Origin of the sequence: Sphingomonas hylomeconis (assembly GCF_025370105.1) — a bacterium.
Classification (GTDB): Bacteria; Pseudomonadota; Alphaproteobacteria; order Sphingomonadales; family Sphingomonadaceae; genus Sphingomonas; species Sphingomonas hylomeconis.
The window spans coordinates 114,507-138,806 of sequence record NZ_JANQBK010000003.1 but is presented as its reverse complement, the minus strand read 5'-3'; the positions used below and the strand labels follow the sequence as shown (position 1 = coordinate 138,806).

The window sequence follows — 24,300 nt, the reverse complement described above, 5'->3', positions numbered from 1 at the left end:
CGATCAGAAGCGCAGCGCCGCTTCCACGCCGATCGTCCGGGGCTGGATAAAGGATGCGCCGTAGACCTGTCCGGCGGTGTTGCTCGGTGCCAGGCCGGCCGGCGCGACGACATTGATCGCCTGTTTGTCGGTCAGGTTGCGTGCGAAGGCAGAGAGCGACCAGGCACCGTCGCCGAAACCCGCGCGCAGATCCACCGTCGTATACGCATCCAGCCGCTTGGCGAACTTCTGGCTGTAATCGGATCTGCGGTTGCCGATATAGTTCACGCTGCCGCCGATGTTCGCCTTCATCGTGGCGCCGAGCGGGATGTCATAGTCGGCGGTGAACGATCCGGCGAGCCGGGGCACGTACGGCAGGCGATCGCCGTCGACGCCGCCGGCGGCCGGCGCCGCGCTGACCAGCTTGGCATCGGTATAGCCGGCGTTGAGCCCGAAGTTCAGATCGGCGACCGGACGATAGCGGATGGTCGCCTCGGCGCCCTGGCTGCGCGCCTTGCCGCCATTGACGAAGAAGTTGAACCCGGCCGCGCTGGTCTGGATCTGGATGTCCTTCCAGTTGGTGTAGAACAAGGCGGCATCGATGCTCAGCGTGCGATCCGCGGTCTGCCCCTTGAAGCCGATTTCATATTGCGTCAGCCGGTCGGGCGCGAACGTGTCGGGTGCGACGAACACGCTGGGCGGCGGCACGGCGTTCGGCCCGCCCGGGCGATAGCCCGATGCGACCCGACCATAGACCATCGCATTGTCCGACAGCTTGTAGCGCGGCGAGACGAGGTAGGTCGCGATGTCCGCTTTCTCCTTGCCGGTGTTGATCCGGCGCGCGCCGATGATCAGCCCGCTATAATCCTGGAAATAATCCTGTTTGTCATGGCTGTAGCGAACCCCGCCCAACACATCGAACTTGTCCCCGAGATGCAGTGTCGCATTGCCGAACAGCGAATATTCCTCGTATTTCGACAGGATCGCCGCAGTCACGATATTCGGCAGCGGCAGCGCCGCCCCGGACGTGGTGAGGAACGGATCGAAGCTCGGGATACGGTTCGAATCGCGTTCGTGCGTCCAGTAGAAGCCGGCCTGTAGATCGAGCAGTCCGTTTGCGATGCCCTCGGCATTGGCGCGTGCTTCCTCCGACCAGCGTTCGGTGCGCGTGTTCTGCGTCGAGCGCACGCCGAGCGCCGGAATGCCAAACAGCCCGCCGAGCAGCGCACCGAAGCTGCGCGTGACGTCGGTCACCTGGCTGAACGCCGTATGCTGATAGGTGGTCGAGGAAACGAGATCGATCACGCCGAGATCGGCGCGCAGCGTGGCGTTGTACAAGCGGAATTTGGTGAAGCCGCCTTCCACCACGTTGCGGTTCTGCGTTAGCCGGCCGAACAGCGGCTGCAGCGTCACGGCATCGACATCGACCGTGTTCAGACCCCGCGTCTTGGTATCCTGGCCGATCGCCGACAGATCGAGCCGCACGTCCGGCCCGAGCTTCATCGCCAGCACCGCGCGGCCGCCGCGCACCGTGGCGCGGTTGATGTCATCGCGGCCGATGCGCGCATTGACGTTGTCGATATAGCCGGCATCGCGCCGATAGAAGCCGCTGACGTGAACGGTCAGCTGATCGGTGACGAGCGGGATGTTGATCACGCCGCGCCCGGCATAGCCCATGGCGCCATGCGCGACATCGGTGACACCGCCGGAGATGCGTCCGCCGAGCTCGGAAAAGCTCGGCGATGCCGTCACGAACTTGAGCAGTCCGCCGACCGCGCCCGCACCGTACAGCGTGCCCTGTGGCCCTTTCAGCACTTCGATCTGCGACAGATCCGACGGATCGAGATCGGGCGTGGTGGTGCTGCCCCCGGCATAGGCGTTGACCGATCCGATCGGTGCCTCGTCGATATAATAGCCGGTCGAGGAGGCGGATTGCGCCGCGCCGGTGGTGATGCCGCGCAGCGTGACCTGCGACTGGCCGGTGCGCACCGAGGTCAGCGACAGGCCGGGCACGCGCGTCGCATAGTCGGAAAAGCGAACCACACCCTGCTTGGTCAGATCGGTCGCCGAGACGACCGAGACGGACGCCGGCACATCCTGCAGCCGCTCGCTGCGCTTCAGCGCGGTGACCACGATATCCGCGCTGTCACTGGTATCCGATGTCGGTGTCGCCTGCGCTTCGGATGCGTCCTGCGCTGCGGCAGCGACCGGGATAAGCAACGCGCATGCAGCGCCGGTCAGCAGCGCGCGCCTGGTGAAGTGACGGAAACCCGACATCGTGTCTCTCCCATGAAGACGCTGTTGCCGCGCCTGTCTTGCCCCACCTATCAGGTAGGTGGGTTCGTCCTATCAGATAGGCCGGAGAGTGCATGCGGAAACACTATGCCGATCGGAAGCCGGATTATGCGGAAACGAACTGGCGCCCGGCTCGCGAGCGCGGGATCGTGGCGACAGACCTGGGGACTTTCTGTGGCCCGGAGCGCTGGCGCATCAGGCGAGGAAAGGGGCAGCGGGCATCGGCGGTTCCGAAACGGCTTCCCCCCGTTCCAGTTGATACACCTGCCGCGTCTGCGCGTCGAACGCGTCCCACGGCAAATAGCCATCGGTGGCGAAACGGACCCATAAGGCGTGGACGCGCGTCGCCAGCTCTTGCGGTGGCGCGGTGCCGGTAAGGCCTTCGGGGCCGGTCGTGCGCGCGAGCGAATCGAACACGAAGGGCAATTCCATGCCGTGCGCCGCGCCCAGCCCGCCGCCCGCTGGCGAGCGCCAGTCGAATTCGTACAGATGCGTGCGGCCGCGATGCGCCGCGGCATAGACCCGCGCGGGCCAACGAAACACGAGATCGGTGGTTGCCTCGACGAACACGTCACCGATCGGCCGCCGACCCGCGCCGTACGCCTTCAACACGCCCCAGGCGCGCGGCATGGATTTGCGCAGCACCAGCCAGGCGAGCCAGCGCCGCATCTTGGCCTTCACGCCGGTCGGGACGAAATAGAGGTTCATCTCCTCGGCATTGCTGCCGATCAGCAATTGGACATCCGCGCCAGCCCCCTGTTCCAGCGCGGCAACCGGCGGTTCGGGCAGCACATCGTCGCCGAACACCGGCACGAAGCGGCTGATTCCGAACACCGGCTCGCGCCCTTCGGCATCGCGCAGGTCGATGCGGGCGGTCGGTTTGGCGACCGCCTCGACCGCATCGAGCCCCGCGTCCGGATCCACGCTGCGGAAGCCCGCCGCATCGGGCGAGACCTTCAATAGCCCCGCGATCTTCTTCACCAGCCGCTGCGCCACGGCAATGTCGCGGACCATCGCGCCGTGGCCGCTCTGCACGATCGCGCGGCCGAACAGCCCCTTCGCCAACGGCGACGCGATCAGATCGGCGACCGCCATTGCGCCGGCGGATTCGCCGAACACCGTGACATTGGCAGGGTCGCCGCCGAACGCCGCGATATTGTTCCGCACCCAGACAAGCGCAGCGATCATGTCGCGCAGCCCGAGGTTGGTCGGCACGCCCGGGATCGGCAGAAAGCCGTCGATGCTCAGCCGGTAATTGATCGCGACATAGACGATGCCGTCGCGCGCGAAGGTCGTGCCGTCCTGCACCGATGCATCCTTGCTGCCGACGACGAAGCCGCCGCCATGGATGAACACCATCACCGGCCGCGCCGCCGCATCGACCGGCGCATGGACGTTGAGCGTCAGATAATCGTCGCCCCGCGCGCGTCCGTCGCCGACCAGCGGGAGGACGTCGAGACCAGGGAAATCCCTGATCCGCTGTGGGGCGCTCGCCCCGCGCAGCGTCGCATCGCGTTCGCACGTCCACGGCTCGACCGGTTGCGGCGCCGCAAAGCGCCGCGCGCCGACCGGGGGCGCGGCATAGGGGATGGAAAGGAAGCTGCGCACGTTGCCATTTCGGGAGCCGCGCACACGGCCTGTGCTCAGTACGACGCGGTCGTCATTGCTCATCCTGCATCCCATCGTTTGTCGTTGTGTCGCAGTCGGCGACCGTTCCGCTTCCCCGATGACACGCATCCACAGGCACGGATCGCAGGGGCAGCATCGGTGCCGATGCTATCATGGCATGTCGGGCGACAGGCCAGTCGCTGTTCCGCGGGATCAAATCTAACTGCCGATCGGCATCATCACGTTTGCCGGACGGATCTCACCGCCAGCCCTCGCTTTTCCGCACATGGCGGCGGGACAGCGCGGCAACGTCGTTGACACCCGCGAGCGCCAGGGTGCGCTGGAACTCGTCGCCGAGCATCGACAGCACGCGATCGACCCCGGCCTCGCCGCCGGCGGCCAGCCCGTAGAGATAGGGGCGCCCGATCGAGCAGGCCGTCGCGCCCAGCGCGAGTGCCTTGACGACGTCCGATCCGCGCCGGATGCCGCCGTCGCAGATCACGTCCGGCGCGTCGCCGACCGCTGCGCGTACCGCCTCGATCTGGTCGATCGGGGCCGGCGCGCCATCCAGCTGACGGCCGCCATGGTTGGAGACCATCACGCCGGTCGCGCCCGACGCGACCGATCGGCGCGCGTCCTCGGGCGTCATCACGCCCTTGATCGCAAGCGGCCCGTTCCACTGGCTCGCCAGCCATTCCACGTCACGCCAGCTGACCGAGCGATCGAATTGCGCGCCGATATAATCGAACAGGCTCATCGGCCCCGACGCGAGCAGGTCGACCTTGTGGCTGACGTTCGCGAGACTGAACTTCGCCCCGGTGAGCGCCGGCAGCGACCAGGCCGGGTGGCGCGCGAAGCTCAGCAGCGACGTGAGCGTGAGCTTGGGCGGCAGCGAAAAGCCGCTGACCCGGTCGCGTTCGCGATTGCCCGCCACCGGCGTGTCGACCGTCAGCGCAAGCCCGTCGAACCCGGCGTCCTTGCAGCGCGCGACGAACTCGGCGGTAAGGCCGCGATCCTTGAAGATGTAGATCTGGAACACCTTCGGCCCGGCAAAGGCCTGCGCGAGGTCCTCGAGGCGCGTCGTGCCCATCGTCGACAGGCTGTAGATCAGCCCGTGTTTCGCGGCCGCGCGCGCCACGGCGAGCTCGGCATGGCCGTGAAACATGCGGGTGAGCCCGGTGGGAGACAGCATCAGCGGCCAGCGCGACGCCTGGCCGAAGATCCGCGTTTCGGTGCGGATCGCCGACACGTCGTTCAGCACGTCGGGGATCAGGTCGTAGCGCGCGAACGCATCGACGTTGCGGCGCAACGACACTTCGTCGTCCGCGCCGCCGTCGATATAATCGAAGATCGGTCGCGGCAGCCGGCGGCTGGCGATCCGGCGCAGATCGGCCACATTGTTCGCACGGTGGAGTTGCATCATGCTGCCCGCTGTCTCTCGATCGTCGTTCGCCTGTGTGATCACCGCGCTGCGGCGACGGGAGAGGTTGCGCCGATAAGGCGGCAGGCGGCGACTGTTTTCGCTATGCTGAGCGGACCGCAGATTGTGCATGCCGGCGGCCGCCATCGCGGCGGCAGTGTCGCCCCGTGCCAGCACGGATCGCGCGCCGACCGAGCGCTACGCCGCCAAGATCGCGCTGGGCAGCTCTCGCAGCCGAATCCGGTGCCGGTATTACACGGCGTGGCGAGCACGGCCGACCGAAGCGGCGATGAAAGGGATATCAGCGCCGCCAGCCTATCCGCTCGGGGTCGGTGCGCGAGAGCGATATCTCCGGCCTAGCGCAGCATGTCACCGGGGGCCGATGCGATCGAGCGACGCGCGACGAGCTTCAACTGCGCGCGTCACCCAGCACGCTCAAGCGTCGAGAAATGGATTTCCCGCGATCACGGGCGCTTGGCCAACTCCGCAAATCCATTATTCGTATTGTCACGATACGACACCCCGACACATGCCCATCGGCGGCCACGGTTGCAAAGACCCATGAGACGTCATTGAGCTTGGCGCGCTGCCTTCCGGACACCGGCCGCTTGTTCGCAATCGCTATTGCCCCGCCGGACTAACCGATCCCCTCCGCCGCCATCGCAGCCCGTACGGCCGGGCGGGCCTTCATGCGTTCGCGCAGCCCGAGAAGCGGCAGTGGCAGGTCCAGCGCGAAGCGATCCGCCCATAGGAGCATCACGAACAGGTAAAAATCGGCGACGCTCGGTGCCGCCCCGAACAGATAGTCGCCCGCCAGACCGTCGGACAGCGGTTGCATCAGGCGCAGTACCGCATCGCGCGCCTTCGCCTTGTCGGCGGCGCTGCCCGCATGCCACAGGGGCTTGTACGCCTTGTGGATTTCGGTGGTGATGTAGGTCAGCGCCTCGAGCACGCGCGTGCGGCCCAGCGCGCCTGCGACCTGCAGCGCGGGCGTTTCGCCGGCGATCCAGTCCAGCACCGCCAGGTTTTCGGTGATCATCGTGCCATCGTCGAGGATTAGCGCGGGGACATATTTCTTCGGATTTATCCGCGCGAAGTCCTCGCTGCTGGCGGTGCGGAAGGTGTGCAGGTCGACGCGCTCGGCGTCGAACTCCATCCCCGCCTCGCGCAGCGCGATATGATCGGCCAGGCTGCAGGCGAGCGGGCTGTAATAAAGCTTCATCACGACACCTGTGCAGGTGCGGCGGCGCGCGGCGCGACATCGCCCGGATGCGCGCCGCGAAAGCCCACCTGGAGACGGTTCCAGGCGTTGATCGTACCGATGAGCAGTGACAGGAACCCTTGCTCGCGTTCGTCGAACTGCGCCGCCAGAAGCGCATAATCGGCGTCCGGTGCGCCCGTGCCGGCGATAGTCGTGAGCACCTCGGTCCAATTGAGCGCCGCCCGCTCCCGCGCCGTGAACATCATCGACTCGCGCCAGGCGTTGAGCAGATGGATGCGCAGGTCAGTCTCCCCGGCCTTCACCGCGTCGGCGACGTGCATATGCAGGCAATAGGCGCAGCCGTTGATCTGCGAGGCGCGCAGCTTCACCAGTTCGATCAGGCTGCGTTCGAGACCCGAGCCAGCAATCGCCGCCTCCAGGGCGATCATGGCTTTGGCGCCTTCGGGTGCGGCGGTGAAGATGTCGAGGCGTTGCGTCATCGGACGGGCTCCCTGTGTGAGCGGGCATGGATGGTGATCGCGACCGCCAGCAACGCGGGCAGCGTCACGGCGGGGAAGTCGCGCAGCAGCGCGGATGCACCGCAAATCCCGACCGCGACTTCCCAGAAATGGAACAGCGCATGGCCCGAAAGCCAGACCGCGGCGGCGCCCCAGGCGACGGCGCGGTAGGCCGGACGTGCCGCGCCGAGCAGGAACGCCGCGCCGACGCCGACGAAGATCAGCCCGATGTCGCGCACGAAATGCGGATTGAATGGCCCGGTGGTGGTCACGCCGGGCACGGCAAAATACCAGTTTGCGGGCGAGACCAGCATGAAAATGCCGTTGGCGACCGCGCCGATGCCCAGCAGGATCGCGACGCCAAGGATCGTGCGGTTCATCGTGCGGCGAACCAGCTGTCGTAGTCGGTCGCGCCAATCTGTGCACCGGCTGTCGGCATCAACGATGAATCGTCGATCGTTGCGCCGAAATAGGGTGCATCGGCCTGCCCCACCACACCGCGCGCGTCGCCGGTCGCCATAAGATAGCGCCGCACCAGCGCGTCCATGCGGAACGGCGCGGGGCCGGCGACTTCGATCGCCCCGTTCACCGGCGGCGCGACGACAATCGCCGCCAGCGCATCCGCGACATCGTTCGCCGCGATCGGTTGGAACAGCGCGGTGGGGAGATGAATCGCCTCGCCAGCGACCGAGGAATGCGCGATGCCGCCGAGAAATTCGAAGAACTGCGTCGAATGCAGGATCGTATAGGGAACGCGCGACGTGCGGATCAGTGTCTCCTGCGCGACCTTGGCGCGCATATAGCCGCTATCGACAAGACGCTCGCTGCCGACGACCGACAGCGCGACATGGTGCCGCACGCCGGCTCTTGCTTCTGCGGCAAGCATATTGCGCGTCGATGTCTCGAAGAAAGCAAGCACCGCGGCGTCCTCGAACGACGGCGAATTGGCGACATCGACCACCACGTCGGCGCCGGTGAGCGCCTCGGCAAGTCCCGCCCCGGTCAGCGTATCCACGCCGCTATTGGGGGATGCTGGAACCGCTTGGTGTCCGGCCGTCTGCAAGCGTGCGACCAGCTTCGACCCGATAAGGCCCGAACCTCCGATGACGACGATCTTCATGTCTCGCTACCTCTGTTTCGCCACCGCCGGATCGGCATGCCTGCTGCGAGATCGAGATAGCGGCGCTTGGCCCAGGCCCGTAGAGCCAAGAACGGCGAAAGCGACTAGGCCAAGATCGCGCGGGTCACGCGGCCAGCAGCCGCTGCAGCGCGGCCACCGCATCGTCGATCCGGTTCCGACGCAGGTTCGTCGCGCTCAGCAACAGGCCCGGTGTCCGCGTCGCGGCATGCTGGAACCAGGGCGACAGTGGCGACGGCGCGATTCCCAGTTCGGGTGCTCGCCGCGCCATTGCCAGATCATCGGTGTCCGGCGGCAAGCGCAACAGCGCGATCGGCCCGGCGACCGTCTCCAGCGGATGATCGGCCGCGAGCGCGCGGTGCAGCGTCGCGAGCCGTTCCGCGTAGAGCCGTTTCATGTTGCGCAAGTGGCGCAGATAATGCCCTCCGGCGAGCAGTTGCGCGAGCGCCAGTTGCGATGGCGCGAAGAAGCTCGGCCCCAGAGTCGCCGCCGCCAAGCCGAAGCGCGTGGCCAGTGACATTGGCGCGACGACGAAGCCGATCCCAATCCCCGGCTTCAACGTCTTGCTGAAGCTGCCGACGTGGATCACGCGCCCGGCCGCGTCGCCGCTGGCCAGCGCGGGCGCGGCGCGCGCGCCGAGCTGGAGCTCACCGAGATAATCGTCCTCGATGATCCATCCGTCCCTGGATTCGGCCCAATCGAGCAGCGTCTGACGTCGGGCGTGGCTCATCGTCGCGCCCAGCGGCGAATGCTGCCCCGGCGTCACGATCGCGATCCGTGCATCGGGTGCGAGCGCGATGCCGGTGGCGACATCGAGCCCCTCGTCATCGACAGCCACGCCGACCGGGCTGACCCCCGCCATCTGCAGCCCCATCCGGGTGATCGGATAGCCCGGCTCCTCCATCCAAGCGCGCTGGCCCGAGGCGCCCAGCACCTGCAGCGCCAGCGCGAGACCGGCGCGATAGCAGGCCGTGATAATGACCTGATCGGGCACGCAGCGGATGCCGCGGGCGATCGCGAGATAGGCGGCGATCTGGGTGCGCAATTCCGCCTGTCCGCGCGGATCGGGATAGGTCGTCGGCGTCATCGCATCGTCGCGTACCGCGCGCCCGAGCAGACTCGTCCACAGCTTGGTGGGGAACGCGTCCTGCGCCGGTACCCCAGTCTGGAACGGCAAGGCGGTCAGCGAAAAGCCACGCAGCATCGTGGTCAGCGGCCGCACAATCGGCGCGTGCGGCGCCAATTGGTGGGCGGGAGGCTTGGCGATCACCCGCGTGCCGGCCGAACCGGCGGTGCTAAGCAGCAGTTCAGCCACCAACGCATCGTACGCCGCCTGGACGGTGCCGCGCGCGACACCGAGCTGCGCCGAAAGATCGCGCACGGACGGCAAGCGCGCACCGATCTCCAGACGCCCGTCGCCGATTGCCGTGCGGATGTTGTCGCTTACCTGATGCGTCAGCGACGCAGGCGACGCGCGGTCCGGCTTGAGCATGAACGACGCAGGGGATGTCATGGCTTACCGTACATCGTTCTTGCGGCGTTACGAGCTTGTTGCAGCCAAGGGCTTGCCAAGCGACGTCGACGCGGCGCGAAGTCGGGCCAGAACCGCTGCAGACCACCGAAAATTGCATGCCATGGTCGCCAGGCGACGCGGAACACGCGCAGGAACGCCTGCTCGTCTCTGTACCCCGCGCGCGGACGGCACTTGTCTCCCGCGGCAAATTGGTTCCCGATTCCGCGGTAAGTCGCTGCAAGCGCACCCGTAAGTGCAGGCTGGACATTATTTCCCTGGTCGTTGACGGTGCCTGTTCTGAATTTGCGGAGTTGGCTGTGCGATTGCGATGGGGGGCGTAACGGACGAAATTGTCGGCGGGCTGCTCGGTGTCTTCGACAGGCACCGGCTGCAATTGCTGGGTTTTGCGCGGCGGTCCGGCGCGATACACGATGCCGACGACATCATTCAGGACGTGTGGTTACGCATTCAGGCGGTCGATCGTCCGGTGGTCGATCCACTGGCGTATCTCTATCGCACGACCTACACCGTGTTGCTCGACCGACGCCGCAGCGAACGTCGCGCGTCCGACCGCGATCGCGACTGGCAGGCGAGCGAAAGCAGTGGCTGGACCGGCGCATCGGAGACGCCCGCCGCGGACCGGATCCTGCTGTCGCGCGAAGCGCTGACCGCGGCGCAAGCGCGCCTCGCGGCACTCGGCGAGCCGATCGTGACGATTTTCCACCGGCATCGTCTGGACGGCGAGACGCAGCGCCATATCGCCGCCGATCTCGGTCTGGGGCTGAGCACCGTAGAGAAATATCTGCGACGCGCTTACGCCGCCTTGCTCCAGTTGAAGGACGACCAAGATGAGGCTTGAGCACATCCGCGGCGTCTTGGAATCATGGCGATGACCGTACGGCAACAGATCGAACAGGAAGCGCTGCAGTGGCTCGCCCGCATCAACGATGCGCCGTTCGACGATTGGAACGCGTTTTCGGACTGGCTCGCCGTGAATCAGGCGCATGCCGAAACCTATTGGGCGCTGGCCGAACACGATGCCGCCATCACTGCGATGCTCCGTGATCAGCCGCCGGCACATATCGCTCCGCTGGTCATGACCACCCGCCCGCCACGCTGGCAAGCGTGGCGTCGCGCCGCGCTGGCCGTGGCGGCGATCGGCCTCGCGACGATCGGCGTGCGCGAGTTCGGCGCGACGCCACCGGCCGTGCCATCCGTCCTGCAGACGCCGCCCGGCAAGGTGCGGACGGTGCGGTTGGCCGATGGCAGCACGATCGCGATGAACGGCGGCACCCGGCTTGTGCTGGCCTCGGCCGATGGCCGTACCCTGCGGCTCGAACGCGGCCAGGCGACCTTCACGGTCACGCACGATGCCGCGCATCCGTTCACCGTCGCCGTGGGTACGGCGATAGTGCGCGACATCGGCACGGTGTTCGACATCGTGCAGCGCGGGTCCGGGGCGCAGATCGCCGTGGCGGAGGGGCGTGTGGCGTATCATGGCAGCAACGGCGCGATCGAGCTCGCCGCAGGGCAGTTGCTGACTGAGCGCGGCGGAGTAGTGACTATTGCGCGCCAGCCGGTTACGCAGATGGGTGGCTGGCGTACCGGTCGGCTAAGCTATCAGCAGGCACCGCTGCGCGAGGTCGCCGACGATCTCGGCCGCGCGCTCGGTGTGCCCATGATCCTCGATCCAGCAATCTCGGCACGACGCTTCAGCGGCAGCATCCGGGTGCGCGGCGATGCGGAGGCGATGCGGGCGACGCTGGCGCCGCTGCTCGGGGTGCGGATCGAGCCGGCGGGCGACGGCTGGCGGCTGCGCGCCGCGACCGCCGCGCCTTGATCCTGGCCGCCGCCGTTCTGCTGACGTCGCCGGCGGCCGGGGCAGACCGGCAGGCGACGGCCGCCGACCGGCGCATCGCCTTCGATATCCCGGCCGGCACGCTGGCGCCCGCGCTGAACCTGATGGCGATGCAGGCTGATATCGACGTCGCGCTGACCGTGCCGGCACTGGCGCGCCAACCGACCCACGCAATCCGCGGCGTGATGACGATCGAGCAGGTGCTGACGCAGCTGCTGCGCGGAACCGGGGCAGTGGCGATGCGGATCGCCCCGTCGGCGTGGCGCGTACAGCAGGAGCGTGCACCCCGGGCGATCCGCCCGGCGGCACCGGCACCGGCGGAAGACCATGCCGACATCATCGTCACGGCCGCTAAGCGATCAACGCGCGTGCAGGACTATCCCGGCGTCGTGACAACGATCGACCGCGCGGCGCTGGAGCGCTGGAACGCGACTGCGGATACCCAGGCAATCGTCGACCGGATCGCCACGATCGATTCGACCCAGCTTGGCGCGGGGCGCAACAAATTGTTCATTCGCGGTATCTCGGATTCCGCCTTTATCGGCCCGCTGCAGGCGTCGGTCGGTCAATATCTCGGCGACATCCGGTTGACCTATGGCGCGCCCGATCCCGATCTCGCGCTGATCGATCTGCAATCGATCGACGTGCTTGAGGGGCCGCAGGCGACGCTCTACGGCTCCGGTTCGCTAGGCGGCATCTTTCATGTCGTGCCGCAATCGCCCGATCTCGCGCAGACGAGCGGGATGGCGATGATTGGTGCGGCGCTCACCGCGCATGGCGATCCGGGGGCGGATAGCGCGGCGGTCCTCAACCTGCCGCTCGCTGCAGGTCAGCTCGGCCTGCGCCTGGTCGGCTATGCGGAACGCGAGGGCGGTTATATCGACGATGCGACGCGGCACGTGCGGGACGGCAATCATGTCGAGACCGTCGGTGGGCGGGCGACGCTTCGGCTGGTCGCGGGGGACTGGACGGCGGATGCCAGTGCGGTGGTACAGCGCCTGTCCGGCGCGGACAATCAGGCCGCCGATGCCACCGGCCCGCGGCTGACGCGGACGAGCCCGACCGCACAACCCTATCGCAGCGATTATACGCTGGGCAGCCTGACGATCCGGCGCGATTGGGACGATGTGCAGCTAATTTCCGCTACCGGCCTGTCCGGCCAGCAATTGACGGAACGCTACGACGCATCGGACGCCGCAGACGATGCGCTGGCGACCGTCGACCAACAGGCGGAGTCGAGCACTTTCTCGAGCGAGACGCGACTGGCCAGTCAGGCGACGACGGGGGCCAATTGGGTCGTGGGAGTCGCGCTGGCGGTCAACCGATCAACTATCCGCACCAGCCACATGCGGAGCGATGCGACCCAATCGACGGAACGGACCCGGCTCAACAATCGGGTATTCGAGGCGGCGCTGTTCGGCGAGGCCACGATGCCGATCGCGCACGGCGTGACCGTCACGGCGGGCGGGCGCGGCAGCTATACCCGGCTGGCGGGACGGTTCCGCACAACCAGCGACCTGGCCGAGACCGACCCTACCATGAGCCGCAATCCAGAGCGGCATCACGTGCGGGTGCTACCGAGTATCGGCGTGGCGTGGCAGATGCGGCCCGGATGGGGCTGGTTCGCGCGCACGCAGCAGGGGTTTCGGGCGGGCGGCGCCACCGCCTCGGGCGGCAGCATCCGCGCCTTTCGCTCGGATACGCTGTCGCTGGTCGAAGTTGGCGTGCGCATCGGCACGGCGGATAGCGCGTTTAGGCTCGACCTTTCCGCCGCACGATCGCGCTGGCGCGATATCCAGGCCAATTCGGTGACGGAGGGCGGCGCGCCAATCACGCTGAACGTCGGTACGGCGACGATCGAGTCGATCACCGCCAAGGCGCGCTGGCGACCCGCGGCATGGCTCGCGCTGGAGAGCGGCGTCTTCATCAACCGCAACCGGCTGTACAATCCGGCGCTGAGCGCGATCATCGTGGTCAATTCACAACTCGCCAACGTTGCGCCGCGCGGTTTCAACGCCAATGCGGTGGTGCAGGCGGGATCGATGCTGGGGGGCGATCTGCTGCTGACCGGCACTTGGCGGCATGTCGGGAAATCGCGGCTCGGCACCGGCGTACAGCTCGACCAGGCACAGGGCGACTATTCCAACATCACGTTCTCGGCGCGACTTGCCGGCGCGGCGCGAGCGATCACGCTGCAGGTCACCAATCCGCTGGATCAGGCCGGCAATCGTTTCGCGCTGGCGACACCGTACCGGCTCTACGATTTGCAGGTAACGCCGTTGCGCCCGTTGACGGTACGGCTGGGCATCGAAGCGCGCTTCTGACGCCCCGCTTCTGGCGACACCGCTTTCGGCGATCGGCGCTTTCGACGATCACGCCGAGCGAAATTGCAAAAGAATTGTCATCGAACCGTAAGGCGCCGCCGCGACGGCGGCGTCCACTGTGCAAGGCCGAAATATCGGCAAACGCCAGAACATCATCGGGGGTCAGCTCGTGCCATCAGATCGTTTCGCCATTCGTTCCGCCGCACAAGGCAGCCGCGTTCGCGCCGGGCTGCGGCTCGGCACCGCGCTTGCCGGGGTGCTGTTCGTCTGTGGCACCGCGCACGCTCAGGCGCAGATCGATCCGCGCGAGACGTGCGGCGCCCCGGTCGATGGGGTCGTCAACTGCGCGCCGGATCCGGCGGGGTACCCCAATGGGATCGCCTATATCATCGATCCGGTCGCGCCGGTCGATCTGACGATCAATTTCGATCCCGACACGGTCGTCATCGCCGACGGCATCGGGGCGCTCGTCGGTGGCAATCTCAACGGCGGCGTGACGATCAACGCGGGCGTCAACGATTTCCAGACGCTGGGCGATTCGGCGACGGCGATCTTTTCCGCCACGCAGTTCGGCGACATCACGATCGCCGCCGGCAATGTCGCGACCAACGGCGACAACTCCCCCGGCATCGTCACCAGCACCAGCCGCGGCACCACCACGATCACCGCTGGCGACATTTCGACCAGCGGCTATCGCGGCGTGGCGGCCTCCGTGCTGAGCACGAGCGGCGATGTGGTGATCGACCTTGCCAATGTCACCACGCGTGGCGACGAGGCGAACGGCATCGAAGTGACGGCCTATAGCGGCAATGTCGCGGTTACCGCGGGCACCGTCGCGACATACGGTTTCCTGTCGGACGGCATCAACACGGTAAACTTCGATGGGGAGAAATCGACCACGATCACCGTCGGCGACATCCTGACGCTCGGCGAATCGTCGCGCGGGATCTATGCCGGCGGGGTCGGCGATGTGGCGATCACGGCAGGCAGCGTGGCGACCTATGGCGGCTATAGTTCGGCGATCGACAGCCTGACGATCACGGGCGATAACAGCGTCAGCGTCGGCGACGTGTTCACCACGGGCACCGGATCGATCGGCGTGCGCGCGGAAAGCTATTATGGCGACGTGCATATCGATGCTGATACGGTCGAAACCCGTGGAGCCGGTGCACTTGGCGTCTTCGCGCATTCGCTGACCGGCGACGTGACCGCCGATATCGGTCAGGTCACCACCTCCGGCCCCAACGCCGCCGGCGTCGTCGCCTACGCCAATTACGGCACCGCCACTGTTTCGGTCGGCGAGGTTCGCACCGGGCGAGACTATGCCGGCGGCGTATTCGTTGCCGGTGGGCAGGGCGCGACACTCGATGTCGGCAAGGTCGTCACCGCGGGCTATGGCTCGACTGGGGTGCAGATCGTCGCCGGCAGCACCTATAGCGGGCCGCAAAGCTACGGCTACAGCTTCGGCGATGCGGTGTTGACGGTGGGGTCGGTCGAAACGCGCGGCGACGTGGCGATCGGCGTCTCGGCTACAGCGCTCGGCAACACCGCCGTCGATGTCGGCAATGTCCTGACGTTCGGGGACTATTCCGACGGCATCAACATCTCATCCGCGCTGGGCGATTCGACGCTGCAGGTGGATAACGTCCAGACCAGCGGCTTCCATGCCAATGCGGTGTATGGCGTTGTGCAGCAGGGCGGCTTGGCCATCACGGTCGGCAATCTGACGACGGCGGGCGACAATGCCCAAGGTATCCGATCGTTCGTGTCGCAGGGCGGCAACACCACGATCGTCGTCTCCGGGTCGATCGGCACCAGCGGCACCTTGTCGCGCGGCATCTTCACCGTCTCGGCGAAGGGCAACGTCAACATCACCAACGACGGAACGATCACCACCACGGGCGATCAGGCGCAGGGCATCCGCAGCAACGTGCTGAACGGCATCGCGACGATCGACGGCGGGACGATCAACACGAGCGGCGCGGGATCGGTCGGCATCGACGTATTCACGGTGGGCGACCTCGATAACGGCATCACCGTTTCGGCCGACAGCGTCACCACCGCCGGGGCGAACGCGCACGGCATCTGGGTACGCAACCCCATCGACGGCGTGATCGGCGTGTCGCTGCCGACGCCCGGCATGCCATCCTTGCCGACCGCCAACGCCGCGGCGGCGGCACCTGCCGGCTATGATCAGGATATCCGCGTGATCAGCCGAACGGTTGCGGTGACTGGCCAGGGCGCCGTGGGCATCTTCGCCGGCGGCCGCGAGAACGTGTTCATCGATGCCACCACCACCCGCTCGGCGACCGCCGCGGCGATCAGCGTCAACGCGCGCAGCCTCGCCGACGTGACGATCCGCGGCGTGACGAGCGGCGCGGGCGGCGCCGCGGTCGACATTGCCGGCGGCGATGCCACGTTGCGCGTGCTGGCCGGCGGCAGTATCGCCGGCACGGTCGATGGGCTGCGTATCGCCGCGCTCGGCCCGTGCGACTATATTGAGGACGAATTCGGGTACGTCACCTGCCCGACCCCGGTGCCGTCGCCCGGGCTGATCAAGATCGACAATGCCGGGACGATCACCGGCGGCACCGGCTATGCCGTCTCGGCGACCGCTGGCACCGTCACGTTCACCAATAGCGGTCGGATCAACGGCGCGATAAAATTCGCCGGCGGCAATGATCTGCTGACCAATGCCGGCATCTTCGCCGCCACCAAGGACAGCGATTTCGGGCTTGGAAACGATCGCTTCGTCAATACCGGCATGTTGCTGATCCGGCCGGGCCAATTACAGCCCGGCAGCGTCACCATGTTGGGGCTGGAAACCTTCGACAATGCCGGCACCGTGGACCTGCGCAACGGCGCGGCGGGCGACGTGCTTACCCTGCCCGGCGCTTATATCGGCCGGGCCGGCACGCTCGCGCTCGACGTTGACGCGGCCGGGGTTGCTGACCGTTTGGTGATCGGCGGGATTGCCAGCGGCAGCACGAGCATCTCGATCAGCCCGATCGGTGGCACCGCCACCTTGCTCGCCAAGCCGATCACCGTGGTATCGGTCGGCACAGGCTCGGCGACGAACGCCTTTACGCTGAGCAATGCCGATGCCGGGTTCATTCGCTATGGCCTGAGCTATGATGCCGCAGCACGCAATTACGCGCTGATTACGCAGGCCGGGGCGCCGGTCTATCGCCTGCTCAAGCTGCAGGAGGCGGCACAGGCATTGTGGCTGAAATCCGCGGAAAGCTGGACCGCGCATATGGCCGATCTGCGCGACGCGCCGGCGTCGGACCGCAAGCTGTGGTTCCAGGCCTCGGGCGGGGTTGAAACGCGCAAAGATAGCAATGCCGCAGCCGGCTATGATCTTGGCCTGCGCCAGGATTATTATGGCGGCGAAATCGGCTATGACGTGGTGCAGGCCGGCGATGCCAGCGGCCTCTCGGCCGGTATCCTTGCTGGCTATGTCAGCTCGAACGTGCGCTATCAGCGTGCCGCCGAGCGGGCGAGCGTCGACGCGGCCAATATCGGCGGCTATCTCGGGCTTCGCTCCGGTGTCGCGTTCGCCAACCTGCTGGCTAAATATGATCGCTATTGGGTATCGGCGTCCAACCAGGCGCAGCAGTGGGCGGATCGTTTCCATGGGCAGAGCTACGGCGCGCAGGTGGAGATCGGCGTGCGGTTCGGCACTGGCGTACTGTTTGTCGAGCCTGTAGCCACGCTGGCGTGGCAGCGCACCAGCCTCGACGATCTTGCGGCGCTGGGCCAGACGATCGATTTTGATACGGCATCGGTGCTGCGTGGCAAATTGGGGGGGCGTATCGGGGGCACCGGCGAGATCGCCGGCACGCGCGTCGTCTTCTATGGCGGAGGCAGCTATGCGCACGAGTTCAAGGACGGCGGCGGCTTGCGCTTTCTCAGCGGCGGCGTGACCGAGCGCATCACTGCATCGGACATCGGCGATCATGGCGAGGGCGTGCTCGGCCTCACATCGGCAATCCCGGCCGCGTATCCGGCTTCCTGGAAGGTAATGCCACCTTCGGCGGCCCCTATAGCGGCGGCGGCGGCCGTGTAGGCATCCGACTCGGGCTGTAACCTTTTGGGCCGGTGCTGCCGGCCCAAACCTTCCCCAGGGGCGCCATTCTCTGGCCGAAAGGTGGTTATTCCCGCTCGGAAGCCGCAACCCAGTGCGGTTCACCCGTTCATCATGTGCCGGAACAATGGCGATCGGTGCGGCTATCGCACTAGTGCCTAGTCGCGAAGCGCGAACGCTTCTCCCAACATGTCGAGCGCGGCGCGCACGGCAGGATTGGTCCGGCGGCTTTCGGGCCAGACCGCCGTGATGGCGCTCCGCTCGACCATGAAGTCGCCAAGCACCGGGAGCAATTCTCCGCGCGCGACGAACGGCGCCGTTACGAACGTTGCGCCCATGCCGATGCCGGCGCCGGCAACGAGCATAGCGACGAGCGCCTCGCTGGCATCGACGGTCAAGCCTGAAGGCGGCACGGTCTCGATGACCTTGCCCGCGATCCGGAACGGCCATCGCAGCGGTTGTCCCGTGCTCTGGTAGCGGAGCGTGACAGTGTCGTGCGCGGCGAGATCGTCCGGATGCCGCGGTGTGCCGCGCTCCGCGAGGTAGGCGGGGGAGGCGAAACAGCACAGCCGCAATGGCGCCAGCTTGCGCGACAGCAGCCGCGAGTCGGCGAGATCGCCGATGCGGACCGCAATATCGATACCCTCTTCGACGATGTCCGCGAAGCGGTCGCTCAGCCGCAAATCCACCGACAACCGTGGATATTTTCGACGAAGGGCCGGGAGGGCGGGCGCGATCACGTGCACGCCGATCGGCAGCGACGCAGCAATCCTGAGCATGCCCGATGGTTCCGAGCGGGCGGACGCCGCCACCTGCTCGATCTCCTCGGCGTCGCGGAGCAGCCGCAGCGCCCGCTCGTGGAGCTCGCGTCCTTCCGCGGTCAGCGTCAGCGATCGGGTTGTCCGCGTGAACAGCGATACGCCGAGCTGCTTTTCCAGGCGCTGGATACTCTTGCTGATCGCCGAAGGCGAGATCGACAGTGATCGCGCCGCGGCGGTGTAGCTGCCCAGCGTGCCGGCCCGGGCGAAGGCGATCAGGCCGGTGAGCCGCTCCAGGACCATTTGTTCCTTCATGGCATCGGTAAAGCGCCATATGCCACCATTATCAACCCTATCGTCATCTCATATCTTGTTTGCCAAGGACAAGACGATGGAGAATGCGATGACGAAAATGATGAAAGCGGCGCGGTTGCACGCGTTCGGTGGCCCCGAAGTCCTGCGCTATGAGGACGCTCCTCGCCCGGTCATCGGGCCGGGCGACGTGCTGGTCCGCGTGCACGCGGCTGGCATCAATCCGCCGGATCTGTATTTGCGCGACGGCTACCGGACGATGCCGCCCGAGTGGCGGCCCAACCCTAAGTTCCCGATCATCATCGGCACCGACGTATCCGGTGTCGTGGCGGCCATGGCCGACGACGTCACAGGGTTCGCGGTCGCCGATCCGGTGTTCTCGATGGTGCGCTTCCCCGAGGATCTGATGAAGGGCAGCGATGCCTATGCCGAGTTTGTCAGGGTCGCCGCCACCGAGCTCGCGCACAAGCCGGCAGCGATCGACCACGCGCACGCAGCCGCTGCCCCCATGTCGCTGCTGACGGCATGGCAGTTCCTGATCGAGCTCGGCCACGCCGCGCCCAACCCCTTCCAGCCATTCCCCCACGAGCCTGTTCCGCTCGCGGGCAAGACGGTGGTGGTGAACGGTGCCGGCGGCGGGGTGGGTCATCTCCTCGTCCAGCTCGCCCGATGGCAGGGTGCGCGCGTCATCGCGGTTGGTTCGGGCAGGAATGCGGCGCTGATGCGCGACTTCGGCGTCGAACGGTTCGTCGACTATACCAAGCACGCTGCGGAGGACGTGATTCGCGACGCCGACCTCGTTGTCGATGCGGTGGGCGGTGCGAACATGGAGCGCTTCCTCGGCGTCCTGAAGCCCGGCGGTGCGCTGTTTCTAGTCAATCCTGTTGGTTTCGCCGGCCATGACGCGGCCCGCGCGCGCGGCGTGACCGTGTCGTCGACGCAGGTGCGCTCGAACGGGCCGCAGCTCGCCGAGGCGGGGCGACTACTCGACGACGGAACGGTCCGCATCGTGGTGGACAGCCACTTCCGCCTGGCGAAGGCCGGGGAAGCCCATGCGCGGGTCGCCAGGGGCGGGATCCAGGGAAAGATCGTCCTGACGGTCGCGTGATGTCAGCCCCCCGGGAACAGGGCCGACGATATCGTGTCGATCCATGTTACGGTTTTTGGCGTCCGGCTTGTCTATGAAGGCGTTCCCTGCGGAAGGTCTTCCTGACCCTGTGATGATCGACGATACCCAACTCAATGCGTGGTTCTGTCGCGAGGTGCTGCCGCTGGAGCTGGCATTGACCCGTTTCATAGCGCGCAATTGGCGCGTTGCGGACGACGTCGTCGATATCAGGCAGGAGGTGTACGCGCTGGCGCTGAACGGCGCGCGTGCGGGCCTTCCGCAGCAGAACAATCGATATGTTTATACCATCGCCCGCAATCTTTTGATCAATCGGGCCAAACGAGCGAAGATCGTGTCCTTCGACCTTTTTGCAGATTTCGACGATATCGACCGCGATATCGACTTGTTCGCCACCCATCGCCTTGTCGAGGCGCGCGCGGAGCTGCGCCGAACGCAGGCCGGCCTCGATGGCCTGCCCCCGCGATGCCGCGAGATCGTTCGGCTGCGCAAGGTCGAAGGGTTGACGACGCGCGAGGCAGCCGAGCGGCTGGGGGTCGGCATCGATACGATCGAACGGCAATTGACGCTCGGGATGCGGGCACTCGTCGACTTCATGCTTGGCGGCACGGGCAAGATCACCCGGACCAAAAGTGACCGCGCACGCCACCGGAGCGGCGGCGAATGAGCAGCGCATTGGAGATCGAAGACCGCGCGGCCAGGTGGTTGCTGCGCAGCGAGGAGCCGCACTGGTCGAAGGAGGATCAAGCCGCGCTCGACGACTGGCTCGACCAGTCCATGGCGCACAAGGCAGCCTTCTGGCGGCTGCAACATGGCTGGCGCGAGGCGGATCGGATCGGCGCGCTTGGGCAGGACGAGGCGGTCGTTCGATCGTCGGTGCGGCCGCATGTCAGACGCTGGTGGAACCCCTATGCGTGCGCTGCATCGGTGATCGCGATCCTGGGCATCGGAGAATTCCGCGCGCATGTGCCCGAGCGGGTCGAGATTGCCCGCATGGATACCCCGATCGGCGGCAGCAAGATCGTGCCGCTCGCCGACGGCAGTCGCATCGAGATGAATACCGCGACCACCCTCCGGGCGAGGACAGGCACGTCGCGTGAGGTCTGGCTCGACACTGGCGAAGCCTTTTTCGACGTGCGGCACAGCAATGAGGTGCCGTTCGTCGTCCACGCCGGCAAGCGGACGATCACCGATCTGGGCACGAAATTCTCCGTGCGGCGCGATGGCGACAAGGTGACGGTCTCCGTGCTGGAGGGGAAAGTCCGCGTCGACGACGGCACTTCCGCCCAAAACGATCGGTCGGTGATCATCGCGGCCGGCGACACCGCGATCGGCCTTGGGACATCAACGCTGATTGCGCCGCGGTCCGGGGCGCGGGTGGAAGATATGCTTGCCTGGCGCAGCGGTAGCCTGCGCTTCGATCAGACGACGCTTGCGGAAGCTGCCGCCGAGTTCAACCGCTACAATCGCAAGCCGATCATCATCACCGACGCTGAGACGGCCAGCATTCGTATTGGCGGCACATTCAAGGCATCCAACGCTGCCGCCTTTGTGCGCCTGTTGAGCGATGCTTACGGTTTACGCGTCACGACCGATCCGAACGCGATAAAAATTTCCTCCTGACCTTACGGGTTTTGCGCAGTCGCCTGTCTCTACGACTATCGGGCGCAGCGTTTTGCGGCTGTCGATCTTGGGGGGTCAGCAATGATGAGATTCACGACGCAGGGTTTGTTGGCCGCTTGTTGCATCGTCGCGCTTGCCACCCCGGCGGCAGCGCAGACGCAATCGTATCGCATTCCGGCCGGCACGCTCAAATCGGCGCTCGACGGCTATGTCCGCATTTCGGGCAAGCAGGTGATGTACAAGGTCGATGAGATCCGTGGGGTCCATTCGCCCGGCGTCAGCGGGACGATGACGCCCGATGCCGCCCTCAGGGCGATCCTTTCGGACACCGGCTTCACCATCTATGCCGATCCGTCCGGTGCGCTGGCGATCGTTCGTGCACCAGGGGCGGGCGCAAGCACCGCAGAGGCTAGCCCGGACAGCAACGACATCATCGTCACCGCCAGCAAGCGCGGCGAGTCCCTGCGCACCATCGCCAGCTCGGTGACGGCGGTGTCCGAAGAGCAGTTGACGGCCAACGGCGCGCAGAATTTCAAGGATTATATTGCCGGTCTGCCCGGCGTGCAGTTCCAACAGTCGACACCCGGCATCTCGAACGTGACCATCCGCGGCATCGGCACCGCGACGATCTATCCCGATCAGGGCCAGTCGACGACGGGGATCTACATCAACGACGTTCCGCTGAGTGACCCCGGCTTTGCGCTGTCCGTGCCGGATCTCGATGTCTTCGACATGCAGCGGATCGAAGTGCTGCGCGGCCCGCAGGGCACGCTGTTCGGCGCGGCGACGCTCGGTGGCGCCGTCAACTATATCTCCAATCCCGTCTCGCTGAGCGACGTCCAGGCGCGTGGCCAGACCAGCCTGTACGGCATCGGGGGCGGCTCAAAGCTCGGCTATTCGGTCAAGGCAGCGCTCAACATTCCGATCGTCCAGGACACGCTCGGCGTTCGTATGACGGCGATCAGGCATGCCGATCCCGGCTATCTCGACAATGTCGGCAGCGGTGATCGGGACACGAACACACGCAAGGTCGATGGCCTGCGGCTGAACGTGCTGTGGAAGATCAGCGACGCATTTCGCCTGAGCTATTTTGGATTCTACGATCATGCGCGCCTCGGCGATGGCTTCGGTGCCTTCGCCGGGATCGGCGACCTGAAACGCGATACGATCATCAACGAAAAAACGACGTTCACGACCAAGGTCAACAACGTCAAGCTGGACGGCAACCTCGGCTTTGCGACGCTCGGCCTATCGGCCGCCGATACGCGCAAGGCGCAATATTCGATTGCCGATTACACGCCCTATTACGGCGGCCCGCCAACGGTCGTTCCGAACTACCCACGAAGCCACTCGCGGATCGCCGAGGCCAGGCTCGTTTCACCCGGGCGACAGAAGGTCGACTGGCTCGTCGGCGTCTATTACGGCCGCACCAGCGAACATTATCCGAACTCCACCATTCAGGATGGTGTCGTGATCTACGATTATTCGGTCGATTATCGGCAGACCGAAAAGTCCGTCTTCGGCGAAGCGACCTATCATCTGACCGATACGCTCCGCATCACGGGTGGCGGCCGCTATTACGACCTTGAGATCACCACCCTGACACAACAGGGCGCGCCGGGCGCACCCAAGGATTCCGTCGGCGGCAGACAGCAGGCCCATGGCTTCAGCCCCAAAGCCTCGATCGCCTATGCGCCCTCCAAAAGCTTGATGGTGTACGCCTTGCTCTCGAAGGGGTTTCGCGCGGGAGGGGTAAACCTCACGCCGGCACTCAACGGGTTCTCGACACCCGCCAATTATGGGTCCGACAGCGTGCTCAACTACGAGCTTGGGATCCGCGGCGCCCTGCTCGACGGGCGGTTGGTGATCGATTCGACTGCCTATTATGTCGACTGGTCAGACATCCAGATCGGCCTGTTGCGGCCCGACGGCTATGCCTATGTTGCAAATGCCGGGTCGGCGCGCAGCACGGGAATCGAGAATGCGGTGTCCTGGCAGCCCTCGAAGCGCTTCAGCCTGAGCGCCAACCTCACCTATCTGTCGGCGCAGCTGACCAAGACCCTGGCGCTTGGCAACGGCACCGTGCTGGAAAAGGGGCGCAACCTTCCCGGCGCCTATCACTGGAGCGGGTCCCAAACGGCCACCTACCGCTTCGATCTGGCGAGCGAACCCTATGTGACGCTTCAGCACCAACATGTATCGCGCGCAACCGACGATTTCGATTCGGAGCAGGTCGTCGGCGGCTATAGCAATTTCAGCGTGCGCTCCGGCGTTCAGCTCGGCAAATTTGCGGTGCAGGCCTTCGTCACCAATTTGACCGACAAACGCGGCAGGACCGCGTCTGCCTCGTTTGGCGAGAATCAGCTCGTCTATTACATTCAGCCTCGCACGATTGGTCTCAGCATCGACTGGAAAATGTGAGCACGCTTGGGAAACGCAAGCGCACGGCAATGCGGCATGTCATCCGGTCGCTGACGGCGGCGTCTCGGTCGCGATAGGCGGCCGTCTGATCGCCATGCTCCACAGCGCATGGCGCACGC

Annotated in this window: 17 protein-coding genes; 8 read left to right on the top strand and 9 right to left on the bottom strand. The window is 66.1% G+C overall.

Features of this window, described 5'->3' with window-relative positions; translation table 11 throughout:
• Positions 1-3: 3 nt before the first annotated feature.
• From NV401_RS04440 to pdxR, 8 genes are all read right to left on the bottom strand, one after another.
• Positions 4-2,256 (bottom strand): TonB-dependent receptor, encoded by a 2,253-nt coding sequence (locus tag NV401_RS04440; RefSeq protein ID WP_261293187.1) that lies wholly within the window; start codon positions 2,254-2,256, stop codon positions 4-6.
• Positions 2,257-2,469: 213 nt separating this feature from the next.
• Positions 2,470-3,945, bottom strand: coding sequence for a carboxylesterase/lipase family protein (locus NV401_RS04435; RefSeq protein WP_261293186.1), 1,476 nt, complete (start codon positions 3,943-3,945; stop codon positions 2,470-2,472).
• 196 nt (positions 3,946-4,141) lie between these two features.
• A complete protein-coding gene (locus NV401_RS04430; protein WP_261293185.1) occupies positions 4,142-5,305 on the bottom strand; it encodes an alpha-hydroxy acid oxidase in 1,164 nt (387 codons plus the stop codon).
• A 634-nt stretch (positions 5,306-5,939) separates the two neighbouring features.
• Positions 5,940-6,524: a glutathione S-transferase C-terminal domain-containing protein gene (locus NV401_RS04425; protein ID WP_261293184.1), complete on the bottom strand. Its 585-nt coding sequence runs from the start codon at positions 6,522-6,524 to the stop codon at positions 5,940-5,942.
• The gene (locus tag NV401_RS04420; protein ID WP_261293183.1) at positions 6,524-7,003 is read right to left on the bottom strand and encodes a carboxymuconolactone decarboxylase family protein; all 480 of its coding nucleotides are present in this window, start codon (positions 7,001-7,003) and stop codon (positions 6,524-6,526) included. Before NV401_RS04420 ends, NV401_RS04425 begins: the two co-directional genes overlap by 1 nt.
• Positions 7,000-7,401, bottom strand: a complete 402-nt coding sequence (locus NV401_RS04415; protein WP_261293182.1) for a hypothetical protein — start codon at positions 7,399-7,401, stop codon at positions 7,000-7,002. The genes NV401_RS04420 and NV401_RS04415 overlap by 4 nt, the downstream gene beginning before the upstream one ends.
• Positions 7,398-8,036, bottom strand: coding sequence for an SDR family oxidoreductase (locus NV401_RS04410; protein WP_380816284.1), 639 nt, complete (start codon positions 8,034-8,036; stop codon positions 7,398-7,400). Before NV401_RS04410 ends, NV401_RS04415 begins: the two co-directional genes overlap by 4 nt.
• 229 nt (positions 8,037-8,265) lie before the next feature.
• Complete coding sequence (gene pdxR, locus NV401_RS04405) at positions 8,266-9,672, bottom strand: MocR-like pyridoxine biosynthesis transcription factor PdxR (RefSeq protein WP_261293180.1); 1,407 nt, start codon at positions 9,670-9,672, stop codon at positions 8,266-8,268.
• A gap of 328 nt (positions 9,673-10,000) precedes the next feature.
• Here pdxR and NV401_RS04400 point away from each other — a divergent pair, with 328 nt between their 5' ends.
• The 4 genes from NV401_RS04400 (at position 10,001) to NV401_RS04385 (ending at position 17,923) form a co-directional block, all read left to right on the top strand.
• Positions 10,001-10,531, top strand: a complete 531-nt coding sequence (locus tag NV401_RS04400; RefSeq protein WP_261293179.1) for an RNA polymerase sigma factor — start codon at positions 10,001-10,003, stop codon at positions 10,529-10,531.
• 30 nt (positions 10,532-10,561) lie between these two features.
• Entirely contained in the window at positions 10,562-11,512 is a 951-nt protein-coding gene (locus NV401_RS04395) for a FecR family protein (protein ID WP_261293178.1), read from the top strand.
• Positions 11,509-13,854 carry a TonB-dependent receptor gene (locus tag NV401_RS04390; RefSeq protein ID WP_261293177.1) on the top strand — a complete coding sequence of 782 codons (2,346 nt, stop codon included), beginning with the start codon at positions 11,509-11,511 and terminating at the stop codon, positions 13,852-13,854. Before NV401_RS04395 ends, NV401_RS04390 begins: the two co-directional genes overlap by 4 nt.
• A 169-nt stretch (positions 13,855-14,023) precedes the next feature.
• A complete protein-coding gene (locus tag NV401_RS04385) occupies positions 14,024-17,923 on the top strand; it encodes an autotransporter outer membrane beta-barrel domain-containing protein (RefSeq protein WP_261293176.1) in 3,900 nt (1,299 codons plus the stop codon).
• A gap of 176 nt (positions 17,924-18,099) precedes the next feature.
• Here NV401_RS04385 and NV401_RS04380 read toward each other — a convergent pair whose 3' ends face one another.
• The gene (locus tag NV401_RS04380) at positions 18,100-19,014 is read right to left on the bottom strand and encodes a LysR family transcriptional regulator (RefSeq protein WP_261293175.1); all 915 of its coding nucleotides are present in this window, start codon (positions 19,012-19,014) and stop codon (positions 18,100-18,102) included.
• Between the two features lie 55 nt (positions 19,015-19,069).
• Here NV401_RS04380 and NV401_RS04375 point away from each other — a divergent pair, with 55 nt between their 5' ends.
• The 4 genes from NV401_RS04375 (at position 19,070) to NV401_RS04360 (ending at position 24,181) form a co-directional block, all read left to right on the top strand.
• The gene (locus tag NV401_RS04375; RefSeq protein WP_261293174.1) at positions 19,070-20,119 is read left to right on the top strand and encodes an NADP-dependent oxidoreductase; all 1,050 of its coding nucleotides are present in this window, start codon (positions 19,070-19,072) and stop codon (positions 20,117-20,119) included.
• Between the two features lie 112 nt (positions 20,120-20,231).
• Entirely contained in the window at positions 20,232-20,804 is a 573-nt protein-coding gene (locus NV401_RS04370) for an RNA polymerase sigma factor (RefSeq protein ID WP_261293173.1), read from the top strand.
• The gene (locus tag NV401_RS04365; protein WP_261293172.1) at positions 20,801-21,760 is read left to right on the top strand and encodes a FecR family protein; all 960 of its coding nucleotides are present in this window, start codon (positions 20,801-20,803) and stop codon (positions 21,758-21,760) included. The genes NV401_RS04370 and NV401_RS04365 overlap by 4 nt, the downstream gene beginning before the upstream one ends.
• A gap of 81 nt (positions 21,761-21,841) precedes the next feature.
• Positions 21,842-24,181, top strand: a complete 2,340-nt coding sequence (locus NV401_RS04360; RefSeq protein WP_261293171.1) for a TonB-dependent receptor domain-containing protein — start codon at positions 21,842-21,844, stop codon at positions 24,179-24,181.
• Positions 24,182-24,300: the final 119 nt, after the last annotated feature.